The following is a 20,642-nucleotide window of genomic DNA, read 5'->3' on the forward strand; positions in this document are numbered from 1 at the left end:
CTGTCTCCTCGGGAGGGTGTTGGCTGGATCTGCAAGCCGCATCTTGGGCCGGCGGCGGGGCCGGATTCCTAGGGTGAACCCTAGATTGGCGCGGGCCGGGCGCGGATATTCTCAAATTGAAACATGCTGCAGTGCACACCGGCGCATCATGCGCACTGCACACCGGGCACCTCAGAGAAGGTGCGCCGCCCCGCCACCCCACGGGAGTCGTAATCCATGCTGTCCGCCGCTGTCGTCACGCCATCGCTCGACGAGCGCCAGGCCTTGATCGCCCGCGCCCGCACCGCCCTGTTCAGCCAGGGCCAGGTGCCTGCCGCGCTGGGCATCGAGCCCTGGATCGTGCGCTCCTGGCAGCGCTGTGTGGCGCAGGGCCAGTCGCCGCGCCAGCGCGTGGCCTTCGACCTGGTCAGCGCCGCCACGCTGCGCGGCGTGGCCGAGCAGCACCGCCACCTGCTGCAGGCCGCGCGCCCGGTGCTGGGGCACCTCACGCGCGCCATTGCCGGCATGCACTACTTCGCGGTGCTGACCGATGCGCGGGGCGTGGTGGTCGACGTGCAGGGCGCCATCGACCACCGCGATGCGCGGGTGCACGCCATCGGCCGTGTCGGCATCGACCTGTCGGAGGCGGCCGTGGGCACCACCGCCATCGGCGCGGCCCTGGCCGAACTGCAGCCCGTGTGGCTGCACCGGGGCGAACATTTCTTCGACGACAACACCCACTACAGCTGCGCCGGCGCGCCGCTGTTCGACCCCGAGGGCCGCTGCGCCGGCATGCTGGACCTGACGGGCGTGGACGTGCCCGAGCGGCCCGAGCTGCGCCACCTGGTGGACCGCTCGGCCCGCGCCATCGAGGACGCCCTGCTGCTGCAACGCCCCCATGCCCTGCTGCTGCGCCTGAACTGGCCCGGCAGCACGCTGGGCGGCGAAGGCGACGGCCTGGTGCTGCTGGACGCCGATGGCTACCTGCTGGGCAGCAACCGCACCGCGCGCCAGCTGGTGCCCCAGCCCTTGCGCGCGCCCGGCACTCGGGCCCATGCCAGCGAACTGCTGGCCATGCCCTGGCCCCTGCTGTTCGACGCGGCGCAGCGCCAGGGTACGGGCGCCGCGCCGCTGGACCTGCCACTGTGGTCGGGCCTGCGCCTGCAGGGCATGGCACTGGCACCACGCCAGGTCAGCACTCTGCGGGCAATGCTGACATCGGCGCCTGGCGTGGCCGCCGCACCGCTGCGCGAGGCCGAGACGGCCCTGATCCGACAGGCGGTGACCGAGGCGCGCGGCAATGTGGCCGAAGCCGCACGTGCCCTGGGCATCAGCCGGGCCACGGTGTACCGAAAATTGGGAACCCCGAAGGGACACTGAGCTGCGCGCTCAGCCCTGCGCCAAGGCGATTACCACGGCGTTGTCCTCCACCACCAGCAGCACCCGGCTGCCGGTGCGCAAGCCGCTATGGGGTGCGGCAAAACCCACCATCTGGATGCCGCCCGCGAGTTCGGCTGAAACCTCATCGCCCGACTCACCGCGCACCACCCGCACGGCCTTGGCGGGCAGGCAGCTGACGCCGGGCCCTGCCGGTGGCATATCGGCCCCCGCGCGCTTTACGCGCACCGCCGTGGCCTTGCACAGGGCCTGCACCACCAGGCCGGGCACCAGGCCCAGCAGCTCGACGCTCTCCAGCGTGATGCGGGCGCTGAGGAAACCTTCTTGATCGGCTTCGGTACGCCCCAGGTGCACCCGCACGATCTGGCCCAGAGGCTCCAGCCGCTGCACGGTGCAGGGGCACTGGTTGCGCATGCTGGTGCGCACCGCCAGCCGCGCGGCTGCGGGGCCGGCGCGGCCTTCCCAGCGGGCCAGCACGGCGCTGCGCGCCTGCGCCATGGCATCGGCCGCGGCCAGCAGCTGATGGCCAGCCTCGGTCAGTTGCGCGCCGCCGCCGCCGGCACCACCCACGGCGCGGTCCACCAGCGGCGTGCCGGCCAGGTTGGTCAGGGTGTCCAGGGCCTGCCACGCGGCCTTGTAGCTCACGCCGACGGCGCGCGCCGCCTGCGAGATGGAGCCGCCCGCACCGATCTCGCGCAGGATGGCGATGCGCTTGTCGGCCATGTCATGGCTGAGCGCGCCCGCAAAGGAGACGGGAGGGGTGCCAGGCATCAGGGTGCGGGCGGCAGCAGCGCCTAGCGCCGGTTGCCCAGCGCCAGCACCGAGATGCCCGAGGCGATGAAGGTGATGCCGGCCCCGTTGTTGAGCCACCTGGTGGCGCGCGGGCGGCGCACCAGCCAGCCCGAGAGCTGCGCCGCGCAACTGCCCAGCACCGAGAAGATGATCGCCGTGAGCACCGCGAAGATGGCGCCGTACACCAGCATCTGCGTGGCCACCGGGCCGCGCGCGGCATCGACGAACTGGGGAATGAAGGCTAGCACGAACAGCCCGGGCTTGGGGTTGAGCACGTTGGAGAACAGGCCCACGCCGAATACCTTGGCCAGCGGCTGGCGCGCGGCAGGCGCGAACGAGATCAGGTTGCCCGCCGTGAGCGCCTTGTAGCCCAGGTACAGCAGGTAGGCCGCACCCGCGATCTTGACGGCCCAGAAGGCCAGCGGCGAAGCCTGCACGATGAGCGTGAGCCCCAGCGTGGCGGCCACCGTGTGCACCATGATGCCCAGCCCTGCGCCCACCGAGGACAGTACGGCTGCCAGGCGCCCCTGGCTCAGGCCGCGGCTGATGGCCAGGATGTTGTCCGGCCCCGGCGCGAAGACCACGACGATCACGGCAACAAGGTAGGCGGCGAGGATTTCGGGGGGGAACATCGTCATGGTGCTCCAGTGTAGGGGATGCCGCCGCCCGGGACCTGCCACCGCCAGGTCGTATGATGACCACCCAGAATTGGGGGGAAGGGACAAGAAAGAATGTTTTCAATCGGACACGATGCCACGCAGATGTTTGCGGTGGGCTTTCCACCGCTGCTGCACAGCCTGCTGTTCTGGATCTTCGCCTCGCTGGTGGTGCATGTGTGCCAGCGGCTCGTCGAGCACACGGCCTTTGCCATCGACCCGTCGAGCCGGCGCATCAGCGCATCCCATGCGGCCCTGTGCATAGGCTGCATCGTCTGGGCGCTGGACGTGGTGGGCATGCTCATGTATGCCGAGCTGGCCGGCCACGTGCTGGGCCTGGTGCCGGCGCTCACGGGCCTGGTCGTGATGGCGCTGAGCGCGCGGCTGACCGTGCCCACACTGAGCACCAGCGCCAGCAAGGCGCGCATCCTGCTGGCGGGCGCAGGGCTGTCGCTGGGCATGCTGGCTGCGCATTTCACCATCTCCGAGGGCTATGTCTCCAGTTATGCGCGGGTGAACGGCCTTGCCACCGTGCTGGCCCTGGCCACCGCCATCGGCATTGCCGCCTACACCGCCATACGCCACCGCGCGGCCAAGATGCGGGCGCTGACGCGCATCTACATTCCGCAGACATGGCAGGACAAGCTGCTGGCCGGCGCCGCCATTCTGGTTCTGCACTGGCTGCTGGTGAACACCTTTCCCCTGGAATGGCCGGACAGCTCCGCCGCATCCGACGGGGTGGCGCTGCTGGTGATCGTGCTGCTGTTCGGCATGGCCATCGCCACCGAGCAGTTGAGCAACATGCGCTTCGACCAGGCGCGCCAGCAGTTGCTGCGCCGCGGCCTGTCGCTGATGCGCACTTCCAGCCACCAGATGCAGCCACCCGAAGGCGACATCCAGCTGTCGCTGATCGCGGACCAGTTGCCCGTGCTGCTGCAGCCCGACCAGTTGGCTCTGCACTTCCAGCCGATTGCCGACCTGCACCGCGGCGAGGTGCAATTCGAGGCGCTGTTGCGCGTGCGCAGCGAGCTGCTGGGCCCCCTCCACCCCGAGGCCTTCCTGCTGGTCTGCGAGCTGCAGGGCAAGACACCCCTGGTGGACCGGCTGATCCTCACCAATGCGATGGCCTGGGCATGCCGGTGGCGCAGCCAGGGCATGGCACAGACGCAATTCAGCGTGAATGTGGCACCGGCCACCCTGCTCGAAGAAGACTTTGCGCCCTGGCTGCAGGCCGAGCTCGCGCGCCATGCCCTGCCCGGCGGCGCGCTCAAGCTGGAGCTTACCGAACACGCACTGATCGCCAGCGGCCCGCGCATGCTCGACTCCATCCGCCAGTTGCAGGCCATCGGCGTGGGCGTGCTGATGGACGACTTCGGCGCCGGCTACTCCTCGCTGGGCATGCTGGCCGATCTGCCGATTGCCGGCATCAAGTGCGACCGCCTGTTCGTGCGCCAGCTGGCGCAGGACGCGCGGCGCCAGTCCATGCTGCGGCATGTGGGGGCGCTGGCCAGCGAGTTCGGCCTGTCGGTGGTGGTGGAAGGGGTCGAGACCCCGGCCGAGCTGCAGACCCTGGCGGCCTGCGGCCTGCCCACGATCCAGGGCTATGTGTTCTGCAAACCCATGCCGGCCGCCGACGTGCCCGGCTGGCACCAGGCCCAATGGCCCCAGCACCTGGCCGCACTGCGGGCCCATGCAGGCACCGAGAACCCGGCCCCGCGTGCTGACCCAGCGGCAACAACGGCCGCCTGGATGCAGCCCCAGGAGGCCCGGCGATGACGGGCTCCGCGCCGCTGACCACCTTGGTGCTGGGGGGCTACGGCAACTTCGGCGCCCGCATCTGCCGCGCACTGGCCGGCGACCCCGGCATCCATCTGCTGGTGGCCGGCCGCAGTGCCGCCCAGGCCCAGGCCCTGGCGGCCACACTGGGCCCGCTCGCGCAGGGCGTGGCCCTGGACCACAGCGCGCCCGGCCTGGTGCAGGCCCTGCAGGCGCTCGGCGTGGGCCTGGTGGTGCACACCGCCGGGCCGTTCCAGGCGCAGGGCTATTCGGTGGCCGAGGCAGCCGCCGATGCCGGCGCGCACTACATCGACCTGGCCGACGGGCGCCGCTTCGTCTGTGACTTCCCGGCAGCCCTGAACGCCCGCTTCACCGCGGCCGGGCGCACGGCGGTCTGCGGCGCCAGCACGGTGCCGGCCCTGTCCTCGGCCGTGGTGGACGAACTGTGCGCCGGCTGGCAGCGCATCGACAGCATCGATATCTGCATCGCCCCGGCCCAGCGCGCGCCGCGCGGCCAGGCCACGCTGGCGGCCGTGCTGAGCTACTGCGGCGAGGCCATTGCCGTGTGGGAGGACGGCCGCTGGCAGGACCGGCTGGGCTGGGCAGCACCCACCCCGGTGCGGTTCCAGCGCCTGCGCCCGCGCCTGGCGGCGGTGTGCGACATCCCCGACCTGGAACTGCTGCCCGCGCGCTACCGCGTCACGCAGCGGGTGAGCTTTCGCGCAGCGCTCGAAGTCGGCCTGGCCCAGCGCGCCTTTGCCGCCATCGCCGCGCTGCGCACCTGGGGCCTGCTGCGGCGGCCCGAGCGCCTGGCCGGGCTCATGCACCGCACGGGCGGCATCTTCGACTTCCTGGGCACGCCGCTGGGCGGCATGGTGGTGCGCGTGGCCGGGGCCGATGGGGAGGGCGTGGCGCGCCGCCGCGCCTGGCACATTGCCGCCGACAACGACCACGGCCCCGAGATCCCGTGCATGGCCACCATCCTGCTGGCGCGCCAGCTCGCGCGCGGTGCGGCCTTGCCTGTGGGCGCCCACACCAGCACCAGCCTGCTGCCATTGGCGGACTTTGCGCCCGAGTTCGCCAAATGGGGCATGGTGACGGACGTGGTGGAAGAGGACGCCCCCATCCCATGAGCTCGGCAAACCATCGACTGCTGCGCTGGAGCCTGGTCTTCGTCTGGCTCGCCACTGCGGTGGTCAGCGTCTGGGAGCTCGATGGCCAGAGCCGCCAGTTGCTGGCCACCCTGCCCTTCAACAGCCCGCAGGTCGTCACCGCCCTGGTGCTGGCCGGTGCCGCCGCCGATGCCGTGGTGGGGCTGTGGATCGCCCTCAAGCCCGGCCGCGCGGCCTACGCCGCGGCCCTGCTGCTGATGGCGGTGATGACCTTGCTGGCCAACGCCATCGAACCCGGATGGTGGCTGCACCCCTTCGGCCCTCTGACCAAGAACCTGCCCATCGCCGCCATCCTGGTGGTGCTGTTGCGCGAACCTCCAGCATGAGCCTGTACCTGACCCTCAAGTGGATCCACATCCTCTCCAGCGTGCTGCTGGTGGGCACGGGCCTGGGTTCGGCCTACTACATGTTCTTTGCCAACCGCAGCGGCAATGTCCAGGCGCAGGCCGTGGTCAGCCGACTGGTGGTGCGGGCCGACTGGTGGTTCACCACGCCCACGGTGTTCATCCAGCCGGCCACCGGCCTGGCCATGGTGCACATGGCCGGGCTGCCCCTGTCCACCCCCTGGCTCGCCGTCTCGCTCGGGCTCTACGTGCTGGCCGGCCTGTGCTGGCTGCCCGTGGTGTGGCTGCAGCTGCGCATGCGCGCACTTGCCCGGCACGCGGCCGACGCCGGCGGCGATGCCCTGCCCGCCAGCTACTGGCGCTATGCCCGCTGGTGGGAAGCGCTGGGCTACCCGGCCTTCGTGGCCATGGTGGTGGTGTTCTACCTCATGGTGGCCAAGCCCAGCCTGGCGTTCTGAAGTGGAACACCCCCTGAGTCGCTTCGCGCCTTCACCCCTCTCTCATATTGCTGCGCAATCTGGGAGGGGGACGCCCCCAAGTGCACGCAAGCGCAGCGCCGCCTGCGCGGCTTGGCGGCCCTTGCACGGGGGCACTGGCTTGGGCCGCGCCAGTTTCGTTCAATGGGGGGTGGCGCACAGCGCAATGGACAACTGATACGGAGTTGCCTTCAAACGTCCAACGTCGTTGTCCAGCCTCCGTGGGCGGCGGCTGATTGAGGAAAACCCTATCTTCGCGCGTCAGGCTTTCTTCAGCGCGCAGGGGGTACTATCCGCGTTACTTTCAGACACCCGGCAGCGCTTCGGGTGCGTCTGCGCTCTTTTCAAAAACCCAGGAGACACAAGGTGTCAGCACTACTCAGATTGGCTTTGGGCATGGACTGGATCTCCAGCCAGCTCAGCAAGGTGGCAACGTGGACCGTGCTCGCAGCGGCCCTCATCTCGGCGGGCAATGCCTTTGTCCGCTATGGCCTGGACTACAGCTCCAACGCCTGGCTCGAAATCCAGTGGTACCTGTTCGCCGCCACCGTGATGATGGGCGCGCCCTTCGTGCTGTACATGAACGAACACGTGCGCGTGGACATCATCTACGGCAAGCTGCGCGGCAACAAGCAGGTCTACGTGGACATCATGGGCCTGGCGCTGTTCCTGCTGCCCGCCATGGGCCTGATCGCCTACCTGAGCTGGCCTTTCTTCCTGCGCGGTTTCCTCTCCGGCGAAATGTCCGGCAACTCCGGCGGCCTGATCCGCTGGCCCGCCCTGCTGCTGCTGCCCGTGGGCTTTGGCCTGATGTTCCTGCAGGGTGTCTCCGAGATCGTCAAGCGGGTGGCCCACCTGCGCGGCATCTACCAGATGAACACCCACTACGAAAAGCCGGTGCAATAACGGGGGCCGATGACCACCCCATCGTGACTCTGCAGTCCTTGCTGCGCAGCCCGCCGGCCCACCCCGCCCACTGGCGCTGACTGCCCCCATTCCCGGAATTTCAGGAACAAACTATGCATATGGAAAACTTTGCCCCGATCATGTTCGCGGGGCTGGTGCTGGTGATGCTGATCGGCTTCCCCGTCGCCTTCTCCCTGGCCGCCCTCGGGCTCGCGTCAGGCTTCTTCGCCATCGAGATGGGCTGGTTCCCGGCCGTCTTCATGTCCAACCTGCCGATCAACATCTTCGGCATCCTGAGCAACGAGCTGCTGCTCGCCATCCCGTTCTTCACCTTCATGGGCGCCATCCTGGAGAAGTGCGGCCTGGCGGAGGACATGCTCGACTCCATGGGCCAGCTGTTCGGCACCGTGCGCGGCGGCCTGGGCTACTCGGTGATCATCGTGGGCTTCATCCTCGGCGCCATCACCGGCACCGTGGCCGGCCAGGTGATCGCCATGGCCCTCATCTCGCTGCCCGTGATGGTGCGCTATGGCTACAACATGCGCTACGCCACCGGCGTGCTGGCCGCCTCGGGCACCATCACCCAGTTGGTGCCGCCCTCGCTGGTGCTGATCGTCATGGCCGACCAGCTCGGCCGCTCGGTGGGTGACATGTACCGCGGCGCATGGGGCCCCTCCATCCTGCAGGTGCTGATCTTCGCAGGCTACACCTTCATGCTGGGCGTGTTCAAGCCCCACTATGTGCCTGGCATCCCCAAGGAAGCGCGCACCATGTCGGGCGCCAAGCTGTGGCTCAAATGCCTGCGCGGCATCATCCCCTCGGCGCTCTTGATCTTTGCCGTGCTGGGCTCCATGGGCGGCCTACCCGGCATCGACACCGCCATCGCCACGCCGACCGAAGCCGGCGCCATGGGCGTGGTGGGCGCCATGATCCTGGCCGCCATCCACAAGCGCCTGAACTGGGCCCTGATGTGGGAGGCCATGCAGGGCACCATGCGCCTGACGGCCATGGTGGTGTTCATCCTGATCGGCGCACGCGTGTTCTCGATGGTGTTCCAGGGCGTGGACGGCGCCAAGTGGGTCGAGCACATGCTCTCGGGCCTGCCGGGCGGCCAGATCGGCTTCCTGATCGCGGTGAACCTGTTCATCTTCTTCCTGGCGTTCTTCCTCGACTTCTTCGAGATCGCCTTCATCATCCTGCCCATGCTCGGCCCGGTCGCCGACAAGCTCGGGATCGACCTGATCTGGTTCGGAGTGCTGCTGTGCGTCAACATGCAGACCAGCTTCATGCACCCGCCCTTCGGCTTCGCGCTGTTCTACCTGCGCGGCATCTCCAACACCCTGTTCAAGGAGGGGCGCATTCCCAAGCCCATCCTGTCGAGCGACATCTACATGGGCGCCATCCCCTGGGTGATCATGCAGCTGCTGCTGGTGGCCATCGTGATCTTCGTGCCCCAGACGGTGACCATGTTCCTGCCCAAGGCCGAGGTCATCGACACCGACAAGGTGCAGATCGAGGTGCCTGCGGACGACCTGATGAACAACAACAACGACGCACCGAGCGCCGGCGAGAACCCCTTCGGCGATACCGCCCCTGCCGCCTCGGACGCAGCCCCTGCGGCCGCAGCGCCTGCCGTCTCCGACGCCAAGCAGTGAGCATGCAAGTGGCAAGCCTCTCCATGCTGAACCAGACCCCCATGATGGCGCCGGAGCCCTTTCGCTTTACCCCGCAAGGGGGTGAAGTGGTCGGTTCGGCCTTTTCGCCCACCTTCCGGGCACTGGCCACGGTCATCGTGGGCGGCTGCGCCATCTGGTTCGCCCAACTGTGGTCGCGCGGCGCCCTGGGCTCCAGCACCGGCGTGAGCACCGGCGCGGGCTGGTTCATCGCCGGCCTGGTGCTCATGGCCTGGACCTGGTGGAGCATCATGGTCAGCCGCACGCGCATCAGCAAGGACGGCCTGCACCAGCGCTGGGTCTGGGACAAAGCCCTGCCCTTCGACGACCTGGCCTACGCCAAGCTGATCCGCGTGCGCGGCCTGGGCTGGCTGATCGCGCCGCGCCTGTACGTGCGCACGCTGGCCGGCAAGTTCACCGTGTTCTACGGCGCCACGCCGGCCCTGATCCAGGAATTCGAGCGCCTGGGAGCCGAGCTCAAGGCCTTCCGAAGCTTCTGAAGCGTGCGCCTGCACAAGGCAGACAACAACCGCGCCCTGGCGCGGTTTTTTTGTGCCCTTGTCACGCCCTTGTCACGTCTTTGTCACGCCTTTGCGCGCCTTTGCGCGCACCGATTGCGCTCGCAGCCAGCCATCGCGCCCGCCAACGCCAGGGGCTGCGCACTTCTCGGCGGGCTCCGCACTGCGCCTTCATCCACCAGTCAGACTGCTGGCCACTACCACCACGGCATGGCCGGGGCCTTGCAACGCCGCACGGAGATCCGCCACCCGCCTCGCACCCAGGCTGCAGGCATAAAAAAACCGCGCCGAAGCGCGGTTTTTTGGAAGCCAGCACAGGCCGGGGCCGTATCAGAGCTTGACGGTCTGCATGTAGCTGTCGAAACGGCTTTCGGCCACACGGAACCATGCCACCTGGTCGCGCTGGAAGGCGCGGAAGTCGGCAAAGATCTTCTTCCACTCGGGGCTCTTGGCGTCGTTCTCGGCGTACACCTCTTGCGAGGCCTTGAACGAAGCGTCCAGCACGTCCTTGGTGAAGGGCAGGAGCTTGATCTTGGCACCGATCAGCTGCTTCAGCGCCACGGGGTTGCGGGCATCGTACTTGGCCAGCATGTCCACCGAAGCCTGGGCCGATGCGGCTGCCACGATGGCCTTGTTCTCGGGCGACAGCGCGTCGAAGGCCTTCTTGTTGATGTAGAAGTCCACTTCAGGACCGCCTTCCCACCAGCCGGGGTAGTAGTAGTGGGGCGCGACCTTGTTGAAGCCCAGCTTCTGGTCGTCGTATGGACCCACCCACTCGGCCGCATCGATGGTGCCCTTTTCGAGGGCCTGGTAGATTTCGCCGCCAGGCAGGCTCTGGGGCACCACGCCCATCTTGGTCATCACGTCACCGACCAGACCGCCGCCGAGGCGCATCTTCAGGCCCTTGAGGTCGGCGACCGACTTGATTTCCTTGCGGAACCAGCCACCCATCTGGGTGCCGGTGTTGCCGCCGGCAAAGCTCAGCATGCCGTAGCCGGCATAGAACTCGTCCATCAGCTTGCGGCCGTTGCCATGCAGCATCCAGGCGGTCATCTGGCGTGCGTTCATGCCGAAGGGAATGGCCGAGCCGATGGCGAACGCGGGGTTCTTGCCGTAGAAGTAGTAAGGCACGGTGTGGCAGGCTTCCACCGAGCCTTGCTGCACGCCGTCCACCACGCCGAAGGCGGGCATCAGCTCGCCGCCGGCATGCACGGAGATCTCGAACTTGCCGCCCGACATGGCCTTGACCGCATTGGCGAACACTTCGGCACCGCCATAGATGGTGTCCAGCGGCTTGGGGAAGCTCGATGCCAGGCGCCAGCGAACGGCAGCCTGCGCATGCACGGCAGGTGCCACACCTGCGGCCAGCACACCGGCGATACCGGCATGCTTGATGATAGAACGACGATCCATGAGTTTCTCCGAATACTTGTGATTGCACACCCTGGCGCACAGGCCGGTCGCCCGACGCCAAGAACCTTCTGGCCCGATTGATTGTAGGAACATGCCCCCCTGTGGATTTGCGGGTTTTCCCGTGAAAAGCCAGCAGCACCGAGAGGGCTTCAGGGTTCTGCAAGCATCGAGGGGCAAGCCCGTCGCAACCGGCGCGCCCCAAGCCAGGGCAGCCGTGCAAGGGCCGCCCCGCCGCACTGGCTGCGCCCCCCTTCCCGAATGGCGCAGCCATTCGGCAGAAGGGGCTGAGGGCCGCGGCCCCAAGCCTGCCTGCGCAGGCTTGGCCGTGCCCGAAGAGCCGCCGCCTCAGGGGGTTGTCAGATCTTTTGCGCCGACATGAAACTGTCGAAGCGCACTTCCGCAAAGCGGAACCACAGGATCTGGTCGCGCTGGAAGTTGCGCATGTCCGCATAGATCTTCTTCCACTCGGGGCTCTTCGCATCGTTCTGTGCGAAGGTCTCCATCGATGCGCGGAAGGCCGCGTCCAGGATGGCCTGCGAGTAGGGAAGCACCCGGGTCTTGGCAGCCACCAGCTGCTTGAGCGCATTGGGATTGAGCGCGTCGTAGCGGGCCAGCATGTCGGTGTGTGCGATGGAGGCCGCCGCTTCGATGATGAACTTGTACTCGGGCGAGAGCGTGTTGTAGGCCTTCCTGTTCACGTACAGGTCGACCTCGGGCCCGCCCTCCCACCAACCGGGGTAGTAGTAATACGGCGCGACCTTGTTGAAGCCCAGCTTCTGGTCGTCGTAGGGGCCGATCCACTCGGCCGCGTCGATGCTGCCCTTTTGCAGCGCCTGGTAGATGTCGCCGCCCGGAAGGCTCTGCGGAACGGCGCCCAGCCGCGCCATGACCTCGGCCACCAGGCCGCTGCCCACGCGGATCTTCAGGCCCTTGAAATCGGCCGGGTTCCGCACCTCGCGCAGGTACCAGCCGCCCATCTGCGTGCCGGTGTTGCCGCAGGCAAAGCTCACGATGTTGAAGCCGGCATAGAACTCGTTCATGAGCTTGCGGCCATTGCCGTGCAGCATCCAGGCACTCATCTGCCGGGCATTGAAGCCGAAGGGCACGGTGCACCCCAGGGCGAACGCCGGGTTCTTGTCATAGAAATAATAGGGCACGGCATGGCACATCTCGATGGTGCCGTTCTGCACACCATCGACCACGTCGAAGGCCGGCATCAATTCACCGCCGCCATGCACGGAGATCTCGAACTTGCCATGCGACAGGATGCGCACAGCGCGGGCAAACACCTCCGCACCGCCGAAGATGTTGTCCGAGGAGCGGGGAAAGCTCGATGCGATCCGCCACCGCAGCGTGGCCTGTGCATGCACGGCCGGCGCAACGCCCGCAGCCAGTACGCCCGCCAGGCCAGTGTGCGTGATGAGCGAACGGCGATCCATACAGCGTGTCTCCTGTTTCCGCGGGGGTAGGTGCGGCAGCGAGCGCTGCGCAGGGAGGGATGCGCGTGCAGATCCTTGCAGCGCGCCTGCATTGTAGGAGGTACCCCGCCAACCTGCTGTGCGGGTTTTCGGCAGGCGCCGTGAGGCCGCGCCTGCCGTGCCGTTCAAGTCAGAAAGCGCTCGCGCACCGCGCGCTCGATGCCGGCGGCGTCGAGCCCCTGCAGCGACAACAGCTTGGCCGGATCGCCATGCTCGATGAACACATCGGGCAGGCCCAGCTGCAGCACCGGGCGCACGATGCCGGCGGCGTTCAGCGCTTCGGTCACGGCGCTGCCCGCGCCGCCCATCACGGCGCCCTCTTCCACCGTGACCAGCACGTCGTGGCGCCCGGCCACATCGCGCAGCAGTTCCACGTCGATGGGCTTGGCCCAGCGCATGTTGGCCACCGTGGCATCCAGGGTCTCGCCGGCCTCGAGCGCGGCGTACAGCAGGGTGCCGAAAGCCAGGATGGCAATGCGCGGTCCACCCTCGCCGGCCGCGGCCTTGCGTTCGCGCCGGATCTCGCCCTTGCCGAAAGGCAGGCCTTGCAGGTCCGCGAGCGGCGCCACGCCGGCACCGCTGCCGCGCGGGTAGCGCACGGCCACGGGGTGGTCCTGCTCGAACGCGCTGGACAACAGTTGGCGGCACTCGCGCTCGTCGGCCGGGCAGGCCATGCTCATGTTGGGGATGCAGCGCACGAAGGGGATGTCGTAGGCACCCGCATGCGTGGCGCCGTCGGCCCCCACCAGCCCCGCGCGGTCGAGTGCGAACACCACGGGCAGGTTCTGCAGCGCCACGTCGTGGATCAACTGGTCGTAGCCGCGCTGCAGGAAGGTGGAGTAGATCGCCACCACGGGCTTGAGCCCTTCGCAGGCCATGCCGCCGGCGAAAGTCACGGCATGCTGCTCGGCAATGCCCACGTCGTAGTAACGCTCGGGAAAGCGCTTTTCGAACTCCACCATGCCCGAGCCTTCGCGCATGGCGGGCGTGATGCCCACCAGGCGCTGGTCCTTGGCTGCCATGTCGCACAGCCACTGGCCGAAGACCTGGGTGAAGGTCTGCTTGGGTGCCGTCGTGCTCTTGACCAGGCCCACGGCCGGGTCGAACTTGCCCGGGCCATGGTAGGCCACCGGGTCGGCCTCGGCCAGCTTGTAGCCCTGGCCTTTTTTGGTGACCACGTGCAGGAACTGCGGGCCCTTGAGGCTCTTGATGTTCTCGAGCGTGGGGATCAGCGAATCGAGGTCGTGGCCATCGATGGGCCCGATGTAGTTGAAGCCGAACTTCTCGAACAGCGTGGCCGGCACCACCATGCCCTTGGCCTGCTGCTCGAAGCGCTTGGCCAGCTCCAGCAGCGGTGGCACGGGGCGCAGCACGGTCTTGCCCACGTTCTTGGCCGCGGCGTAGAACTGGCCGCTCATGAGCTGGGCCAGGTAGCGGTTGAGAGCGCCCACGGGCGGGCTGATGCTCATGTCGTTGTCGTTGAGCACCACCAGCAGGTTGGCATCGGCCACGCCGGCGTTGTTCAGTGCCTCGAAGGCCATGCCCGCGGTCATGGCGCCGTCGCCGATGATGGCCACGGCATGGCGGTTCTCACCCTTGGTCTTGGCGGCCAGGGCCATGCCCAGGGCGGCCGAGATGCTGGTGCTCGAATGCGCGGTGCCGAAGGTGTCGTAAGGGCTCTCGGCGCGCTGTGGAAAGCCCGAGATGCCGCCCAGTTGGCGCAGCGTCGTCATGCGGTCGCGCCGGCCGGTCAGGATCTTGTGCGGGTAGGTCTGGTGGCCCACGTCCCACACCAGCCGGTCTTCGGGCGTGTTGAACACATGGTGCAGGGCCACGGTCAGCTCCACCGTGCCGAGGTTGGAACTCAGGTGCCCGCCCGTCTGCGAGACGCTCTCGAGCACGAAGGCGCGCAGCTCGGCGGCCAGGGCCTTGAGGTCGGCCCGCGGCATGGCGCGCAGGTCCGCCGGGTCGTTCACGTTCTGCAGCAGGGGGTAGGAGGTCGTGGACATGGGGTGTTGTTCTTGAATGGTTCAGTGCGCACGGGGCAGGCGCCATCCGCTGGCGAGCGCCAGCGTCTGCGGGTGGTGCATCGTAGCAACCAACGCGAGAGACACAGAAGGTCTTGCCACAGCCGTCAGTGGGTCCTGTCCACGACCATATCGGCCAGGGCAGCCAGGGCACGCGTGTCGGCCAGGCCGCTGCGCGCCAGGGCGGCATGGGCCTGCACCTGCAGCTCGCGGGCATAGGCCTGCGCGGGCGCCAGGCCCAGCAGGGAGACATAGGTGGGCTTGTCGCTCGCCGCATCCTTGCCGGCCGTCTTGCCCAGTGTGGCGGAGTCGGCGATCACGTCGAGGATATCGTCCACCACCTGGAAGGCCAGGCCCATGACGGCGCCGTAGTCGGACAGGGCCTCGTGCGCCTGCGCGCTGGCCGGGCCACAAGCCACGCCCATCATCACGCTGCCCTGCAGCAGCGCGCCGGTCTTCAGGCGGTGCATATGGCGCAACTGGTCTTCGGTGAGCGCCACGCCCACGCTGGCCAGGTCGATGGCCTGGCCGCCGGCCATGCCGGCCGAGCCGGCCGCGCGCGCCAGCAGGCGGCACAGCGTGGCCTGCATCGCGGCGGGCACGCTGCCATCGTCGGGCGTGAGCAGCTCGAAGGCAAAAGCCTGCAGGGCATCGCCGGCCAGCAAGGCCTGCGCTTCGCCGAACTGCACATGCACGGTGGGCTTGCCGCGGCGCAGCACGTCGTTGTCCATGCACGGCATGTCGTCGTGCACCAGGGAATAGGCATGGATCAGCTCGACGGCACAGGCGGCGCGCAGCGCCGCACCGTCGGACACGGCATGCGCAGACGGCGCGATGTCGGCGCCGCTGCAGACGGCCTCCTCGGCCGCCAGCACCAGCAGCGGGCGCAGGCGCTTGCCACCGTCGAGCACGGCATAGCGCATGGCCTCGCCGAGGCCGGCCGGCGCGCCCTCGCCCACCCAGCGGGACAGCGCTTCCTCGACACGGGACAGGTGCCGCTGGCTCCAGGCAAGCAGCTCGAAGGAGGGGGCGGCGCTCATTCAGGGGCCCAGGCGTTCAAGCCCGTCTCGTCCAGCACCTTGATCTGGTCCTGGACGGCATCCAGGCGCTTGCGGCAAAAGGCCAGCAGCGCGGCGCCACGCTGGTAGCCCGCGAGCATCTGGTCCAGGGGCAACTGGCCCGATTCGATCCGGCCCACGAGCTGCTCCAGCTCTTCCAGCGCCGCTTCGTAGCTGGCGGGTTCTGCGGGGGGCGCGGTGGTGGCGGAGGCCTTGGGCATGGGTGGAGGCGGCAACAGGCGCCGCGAATGAAGGAAAAACCACTGATTTTAGGCCCAGCGCATGGCACCCCACGCGCAGCCCACCGGTTTGGGGAGCACAGCCGCCAAAGGCGGCCACCGTGGCCCCCGCGAACCCGCCGCGCCAGCGCATCGGCGCACAGGACACTGCCCCATCCCGGCGCGGGCCGCAGCCCGGGCGCCAATACACGCAGGGGGGGTGCGGGAATGTGACGGGCGAATAACCCCATTGGCTATAATCCCATTCTCGTTCAGCCGGCCTTGGAGCCGGTTTCTTTTTTCCTCCAGATGTGCCGCATGGCACACCTCCCTGTGGGGAGTCTTTAGGTCAGGTCACCCATGTCTGATTTAAGTCTTCAACTGCAGCAGGCCGCAAGCCAACTACCAGTTTCAAGCTACTTTGACCCAGCGCTGTTCCAGCGCGAGCTGGACACCATCTTCCAGCGTGGGCCCCGCTATGTGGGGCACCAATTGGCCGTGCCCAATGCCGGCGACTTTTACACCCTGCCCCATGAGGGCCAGGGCCGTGCCCTGGTACGCAACGCGCAGGGCGGGGTGGAGCTCGTCTCCAACGTCTGCCGCCACCGCCAGGCCGTCATGCTCAAGGGCCGTGGCTCGCTGTACACGCAGCAAAAGGGCAGCGCGGGCGGCAACATCGTGTGCCCGCTGCACCGCTGGACCTACAGCCCCAAGGGCGAACTGCTGGGTGCGCCGCACTTTGCCGACGACCCCTGCCTGAACCTCAACAACTACCCGCTGCGCGAGTGGAACGGCCTGCTGTTCGAGGACAACGGCCACGACGTGGCGGCCGACCTGGCCCAGATGGGCCCGCGCGCCGACCTGGACTTCGGCGGCTACGTGCTCGACCACGTGGAGCTGCACGAGTGCAACTACAACTGGAAGACTTTCATCGAGGTCTACCTCGAGGACTACCACGTCGGCCCCTTCCATCCAGGCCTGGGCAGTTTCGTCACCTGCGACGACCTGCGCTGGGAGTTCGGAAAGAACTACTCGGTACAGACCGTGGGCGTGGCCAACCGCCTGGGCAAGGCCGGCAGCCCTGTCTACGAACGCTGGCACGAGGCCCTGCTGGCCTACCGTGACGGCAAGCCGCCCAAGCACGGCGCCATCTGGCTCACGCTGTACCCGCACATCATGGTGGAGTGGTACCCGCACGTGCTCACCGTGTCCACGCTGCACCCCATCAGCCCGACGAAGACTCTGAACATGGTGGAGTTCTACTACCCCGAGGAGATCGCCGCCTTCGAGCGCGAGTTCGTCGAGGCGCAGAAGGCTGCCTACATGGAGACCTGCATCGAGGACGACGAGATCGGCGAGCGCATGGACGCCGGCCGCAAGGCCCTGCTGGCGCGCGGCGACAACGAGGTCGGCCCCTACCAGAGTCCGATGGAGGACGGCATGCAGCATTTCCATGAGTGGTACCGCGCCGCCATGCAGGATGCCGTGCCGAAGCGTTGAACTGGGACGCAAACCTCCCCGAGTAACCGGGTTTGCCCGGAATGCTCTCATTACAATAGCTGCCAGTGCTTGTTCTTCAAGCACGGCAGCTATTTTCATTTTCGAGTACCGATTTCCCCATGCAAGCCCTCTGGATGGTGTTGGCCGCGTTCCTTTTCGCCACGATGGGGGTGTGCGTGAAGATCGCTTCGGCCCATTTCAATGCGGCCGAACTGGTCTGCTACCGGGGCCTCATCGGCATGGGCATCCTGTGGCTGCTGGCACGCTCGCAGAAGGTATCGCTGGCCACGGCCTACCCAGGCATGCATGCCTGGCGCAGTTCGGTGGGCGTGGTCTCGCTCGGGGCCTGGTTCTACGCCATCGCCCACCTGCCGCTGGCCACGGCCATGACCCTCAACTACATGAGCAGCGTGTGGATCGCGGCCTTCCTGGTGGGTGGCACGCTGCTGGCGTGGCGCCCTTCGGCCGCCACGCCGCGCCCGGCGCTGCAGGGCACGCTGATCGTCACCGTGCTCGCGGGCTTCGTCGGCGTGGTGATGATGCTGCGCCCCAGCCTGGACCAGAACCAGGCCTTCGCCGGCATGATCGGGCTGATGTCGGGCCTGTCGGCCGCGTTTGCCTACATGCAGGTGGTGGCCCTGTCGCGCCTGGGCGAGCCCGAGTCGCGCACGGTGTTCTATTTCGCGCTCGGCTCGGCAGTGGCTGGCGGCGGGGCCCTGCTGTTCACCGGCACCTCGGCCTGGCCGGGCTGGCAGGCGCTGTGGCTGCTGCCCATCGGCATCCTGGCCGCGGGCGGCCAGCTGTGCATGACCCGCGCCTACGCCAGCGCCAAGACGCAGCGCGGCACCCTGGTGGTGGCCAACCTGCAGTACTCGGGCATCGTCTTTGCGGCCCTCTACAGCGTGCTGCTGTTCGGCGATGTGCTGCCGCCCATCGCCTGGGTGGGCATGGTGCTCATCGTGGGCAGCGGTATCGCCGCCACGGTGCTACGGGCGCGCGCGGCCCCAGGAACCCCCGCGGAAGAACATTGATACGTTTGTGAACGCCGACCATTGACACAATGCACGGTATCCACTGCTCCTGACCACCCGCTGCCATGACCTACACCACCCTGATCTCCGCCACCGAACTGCAATCCCTGGCCGCCAGCGGCGCGCCCCTGATGGTGTTCGACTGCAGCTTCGACTTGATGCACTCCACGGCCGGTGCGCAGCAGTATGCGCAGGCCCACATCCCCGGCGCGGTGTATGCCGACCTCAACGAGAACCTGAGCGCCAAGCACGGCATGCCCGGCGCCTCGGGCGCTGTGTTGACCGCGCAGGAGGCCGACATGCCCGCCTCGGGCGGCCGCCACCCATTGCCCAGCCGCGAGCGCTTTGCGATCTGGCTGTCGAGCGTGGGCTTCGCCAACGGCATGCAGGCCGTGGTCTACGATCGCCAGGGCGCCAACTACTGCGGCCGCCTGTGGTGGATGCTCAAGTGGGCCGGGCACGATGCCGTGGCCGTGCTCGACGGCGGCCTGCAAGCCTGGCAGGCGGCGGGCGGCGCCGTGGCCAGCGGCGAGGAGCCGGCGCACTTCCAGTCCAACTTCGAGCTCAAGGAGCCGCTGCGCCGCCTGGCCACGGCCAGCGATGTGCTGGTCAACCTGCAGCAGCCCGGCCAGACGGTGGTCGATGCGCGCGCCGCGCCGCGCTACCGCGGCGAGGTGGAGCCGCTGGACCCGGTGGCCGGCCACATCCCCGGCGCACTGAACCGCCCCTTCGTGGACAACATCGGCCCCGATGGCAAGTTCAAGCCCGCTGCCGTGCTGCGCGCCGAGTTCGACACCCTGCTGGCGGGGCGCGACCCGGCCAGCGTGGTGCACCAGTGCGGCAGCGGCGTGAGCGCGCTGCCCAACCTGATCGCGATGGAGGTCGCCGGGCTCGGAAAATCCGCGCTTTTTGCCGGCAGCTGGAGCGAATGGGTGAGCGATTCTTCGCGCCCGGTGGAACGCGGCTGAGCCTCGCCGCGCGCCCGGTTGCTGCTTTTTGCAGCAGGCCGCCACGCTCTGGCAAGTAGTACCTCCGCTTGGGGTTTTGTAGGGCAAATTCCTACACGCACCACCTCTGTGCCAGACACGCTGCACAGAGCTGCGCCGACTTAATTTCTGATTGGCCTGGTTTCACAATCCATTTCAACGGATCGCGCAAAACATGCAACCCGCATGGCAAGGCGAAGACCCGGGAACTGGAACAAAGGAACCCTGCCATGACGAACGAACAGCTGCTCGCCGAAATCCGCGAAGCCAACCTGACCTACCTGATGCTGGCGCAGAACCTGATCCGCCACGACAAGGCAGAAGCTGTGTTCCGCCTGGGCATGAACGAAGAAGCTGCCGATATTCTGGCATCGCTGTCCGCCGCCCAAGTGCTGAAATTGGCCTCCCGGAACACGCTTCTTTGCAGCTTCCGCGTGGACGACAACCTGGTGTGGAGCTTGCTGACCAACCACACGGCCAAGAAGGTGGGCAACGAAGCCACCAACACGCTGCACGCCAACATCCTGATGGCCAGCCGCGTGTCGGAAGTGCTCTGAACACACCGCCCCTTTCCTCCGTCCCGTTCCGCCCGTTCACCGCTTCCCCCGAAAGCCTGCCATGACCACCACGACTGCCGCCGCCAAAGCCCCAGCCAAGAGCGTCCTCAACGAATCCAAGCAGATCGAACGCGCTGCGATGCTGATCGGCATGGGCGCCCGCATGCAGGTCCTGGAATCCGAAACCACCCTGTCCTACGAACGCCTGATCCGCCTGTACAAGGAGATCGCAGGCAAGTCGCCATCCAAGGGCCAACTGCCCTTCTCGACCGACTGGTTCCTGACCTGGCAGGAAAACATCCACAGCTCGCTGTTCCTGAACATCTACGAATACCTGTCCAAGGGCGTGGACCTGGACTCGGTGGAGCTGCTGACCAAGGCCTACCGCCTGTACAGCGAGCAGGTCAGCACCGCCGAGATTGAGCCCCTGCTGTCCTTCACCCGCGCCTGGCGCCTGGTGAAGTTCGTGGATGCCGGCATGCTCACCCGCACCCAGTGCGCGGACTGCAAGGGCCAGTTCGTGACCGAACTCTACGAAAACCGCCACTACACCTGCGGCCTGTGCAACCCACCCGCCCGCGCCGGCAAAAGCAAGAATGCTGGCGCCCTGATGTTGCACTGATCCGCTGCCCGGCGATGCCGGGCCGCCCACAAAAACACCAAAGCCCCGCCGGCCATGCCGTG

Annotated in this window: 20 protein-coding genes; 13 read left to right on the plus strand and 7 right to left on the minus strand. The window is 67.7% G+C overall.

Annotated features, from left to right (window positions below):
- Positions 1-216 precede the first annotated feature (216 nt).
- Complete coding sequence (locus AC07X5_RS18955) at positions 217-1,359, plus strand: helix-turn-helix domain-containing protein (RefSeq protein WP_494771390.1); 1,143 nt, start codon at positions 217-219, stop codon at positions 1,357-1,359.
- 9 nt (positions 1,360-1,368) lie between these two features.
- Here AC07X5_RS18955 and AC07X5_RS18960 read toward each other — a convergent pair whose 3' ends face one another.
- Together AC07X5_RS18960 and AC07X5_RS18965 are read right to left on the minus strand one after the other, a co-directional pair.
- Entirely contained in the window at positions 1,369-2,148 is a 780-nt protein-coding gene (locus tag AC07X5_RS18960; protein WP_494771391.1) for a TOBE domain-containing protein, read from the minus strand.
- Positions 2,149-2,171: 23 nt separating this feature from the next.
- Entirely contained in the window at positions 2,172-2,807 is a 636-nt protein-coding gene (locus AC07X5_RS18965; protein WP_494771392.1) for a LysE family translocator, read from the minus strand.
- 93 nt (positions 2,808-2,900) lie between these two features.
- Between AC07X5_RS18965 and AC07X5_RS18970 the strand changes: the two genes are divergently transcribed.
- The 7 genes from AC07X5_RS18970 (at position 2,901) to AC07X5_RS19000 (ending at position 9,672) form a co-directional block, all read left to right on the plus strand.
- Positions 2,901-4,601, plus strand: coding sequence for an EAL domain-containing protein (locus AC07X5_RS18970; RefSeq protein WP_494771393.1), 1,701 nt, complete (start codon positions 2,901-2,903; stop codon positions 4,599-4,601).
- Positions 4,598-5,734, plus strand: coding sequence for a saccharopine dehydrogenase family protein (locus AC07X5_RS18975; protein ID WP_494771394.1), 1,137 nt, complete (start codon positions 4,598-4,600; stop codon positions 5,732-5,734). The genes AC07X5_RS18970 and AC07X5_RS18975 overlap by 4 nt, the downstream gene beginning before the upstream one ends.
- On the plus strand, positions 5,731-6,099 hold the full coding sequence (locus tag AC07X5_RS18980; RefSeq protein WP_494771395.1) for a DoxX-like family protein: 369 nt from the start codon (positions 5,731-5,733) through the stop codon (positions 6,097-6,099). The genes AC07X5_RS18975 and AC07X5_RS18980 overlap by 4 nt, the downstream gene beginning before the upstream one ends.
- Positions 6,096-6,575, plus strand: coding sequence for a DUF2269 family protein (locus AC07X5_RS18985; RefSeq protein ID WP_494771396.1), 480 nt, complete (start codon positions 6,096-6,098; stop codon positions 6,573-6,575). Before AC07X5_RS18980 ends, AC07X5_RS18985 begins: the two co-directional genes overlap by 4 nt.
- Positions 6,576-6,959: 384 nt before the next feature.
- On the plus strand, positions 6,960-7,499 hold the full coding sequence (locus tag AC07X5_RS18990; RefSeq protein ID WP_494771397.1) for a TRAP transporter small permease subunit: 540 nt from the start codon (positions 6,960-6,962) through the stop codon (positions 7,497-7,499).
- Between the two features lie 113 nt (positions 7,500-7,612).
- Entirely contained in the window at positions 7,613-9,154 is a 1,542-nt protein-coding gene (locus AC07X5_RS18995) for a TRAP transporter large permease (protein WP_494771398.1), read from the plus strand.
- Positions 9,155-9,177: 23 nt separating this feature from the next.
- On the plus strand, positions 9,178-9,672 hold the full coding sequence (locus AC07X5_RS19000) for a hypothetical protein (RefSeq protein ID WP_409958504.1): 495 nt from the start codon (positions 9,178-9,180) through the stop codon (positions 9,670-9,672).
- A gap of 348 nt (positions 9,673-10,020) precedes the next feature.
- Here the strand turns inward: AC07X5_RS19000 and AC07X5_RS19005 are convergent, their stop codons facing one another.
- From AC07X5_RS19005 to xseB, 5 genes are all read right to left on the minus strand, one after another.
- The gene (locus AC07X5_RS19005) at positions 10,021-11,103 is read right to left on the minus strand and encodes a TRAP transporter substrate-binding protein (RefSeq protein WP_494771399.1); all 1,083 of its coding nucleotides are present in this window, start codon (positions 11,101-11,103) and stop codon (positions 10,021-10,023) included.
- A 356-nt stretch (positions 11,104-11,459) separates the two neighbouring features.
- Positions 11,460-12,542, minus strand: coding sequence for a TRAP transporter substrate-binding protein (locus AC07X5_RS19010; RefSeq protein WP_494771400.1), 1,083 nt, complete (start codon positions 12,540-12,542; stop codon positions 11,460-11,462).
- A gap of 164 nt (positions 12,543-12,706) precedes the next feature.
- Complete coding sequence (gene dxs, locus AC07X5_RS19015) at positions 12,707-14,590, minus strand: 1-deoxy-D-xylulose-5-phosphate synthase (RefSeq protein ID WP_494771401.1); 1,884 nt, start codon at positions 14,588-14,590, stop codon at positions 12,707-12,709.
- A gap of 125 nt (positions 14,591-14,715) precedes the next feature.
- Positions 14,716-15,648, minus strand: a complete 933-nt coding sequence (locus AC07X5_RS19020; protein WP_494771402.1) for a polyprenyl synthetase family protein — start codon at positions 15,646-15,648, stop codon at positions 14,716-14,718.
- Positions 15,645-15,887 carry an exodeoxyribonuclease VII small subunit gene (gene xseB, locus AC07X5_RS19025; RefSeq protein ID WP_409957623.1) on the minus strand — a complete coding sequence of 81 codons (243 nt, stop codon included), beginning with the start codon at positions 15,885-15,887 and terminating at the stop codon, positions 15,645-15,647. Before xseB ends, AC07X5_RS19020 begins: the two co-directional genes overlap by 4 nt.
- Before the next feature lie 357 nt (positions 15,888-16,244).
- On the opposite strand from xseB, the gene AC07X5_RS19030 reads away from it, so the two are divergent.
- The 5 genes from AC07X5_RS19030 (at position 16,245) to flhC (ending at position 20,580) form a co-directional block, all read left to right on the plus strand.
- On the plus strand, positions 16,245-17,384 hold the full coding sequence (locus tag AC07X5_RS19030; RefSeq protein ID WP_409957622.1) for an aromatic ring-hydroxylating oxygenase subunit alpha: 1,140 nt from the start codon (positions 16,245-16,247) through the stop codon (positions 17,382-17,384).
- 119 nt (positions 17,385-17,503) lie between these two features.
- The gene (locus tag AC07X5_RS19035; protein ID WP_494771403.1) at positions 17,504-18,415 is read left to right on the plus strand and encodes a DMT family transporter; all 912 of its coding nucleotides are present in this window, start codon (positions 17,504-17,506) and stop codon (positions 18,413-18,415) included.
- A 65-nt stretch (positions 18,416-18,480) separates the two neighbouring features.
- Complete coding sequence (locus tag AC07X5_RS19040; RefSeq protein ID WP_494771404.1) at positions 18,481-19,383, plus strand: sulfurtransferase; 903 nt, start codon at positions 18,481-18,483, stop codon at positions 19,381-19,383.
- Between the two features lie 248 nt (positions 19,384-19,631).
- Positions 19,632-19,958, plus strand: coding sequence for a flagellar transcriptional regulator FlhD (gene flhD, locus AC07X5_RS19045; RefSeq protein ID WP_409958733.1), 327 nt, complete (start codon positions 19,632-19,634; stop codon positions 19,956-19,958).
- 61 nt (positions 19,959-20,019) lie between these two features.
- A complete protein-coding gene (gene flhC / locus AC07X5_RS19050) occupies positions 20,020-20,580 on the plus strand; it encodes a flagellar transcriptional regulator FlhC (protein WP_409958731.1) in 561 nt (186 codons plus the stop codon).
- Positions 20,581-20,642 lie beyond the last annotated feature (62 nt).

Source organism: Acidovorax sp. GW458-11-26-14-TSB4 (assembly GCF_059423865.1).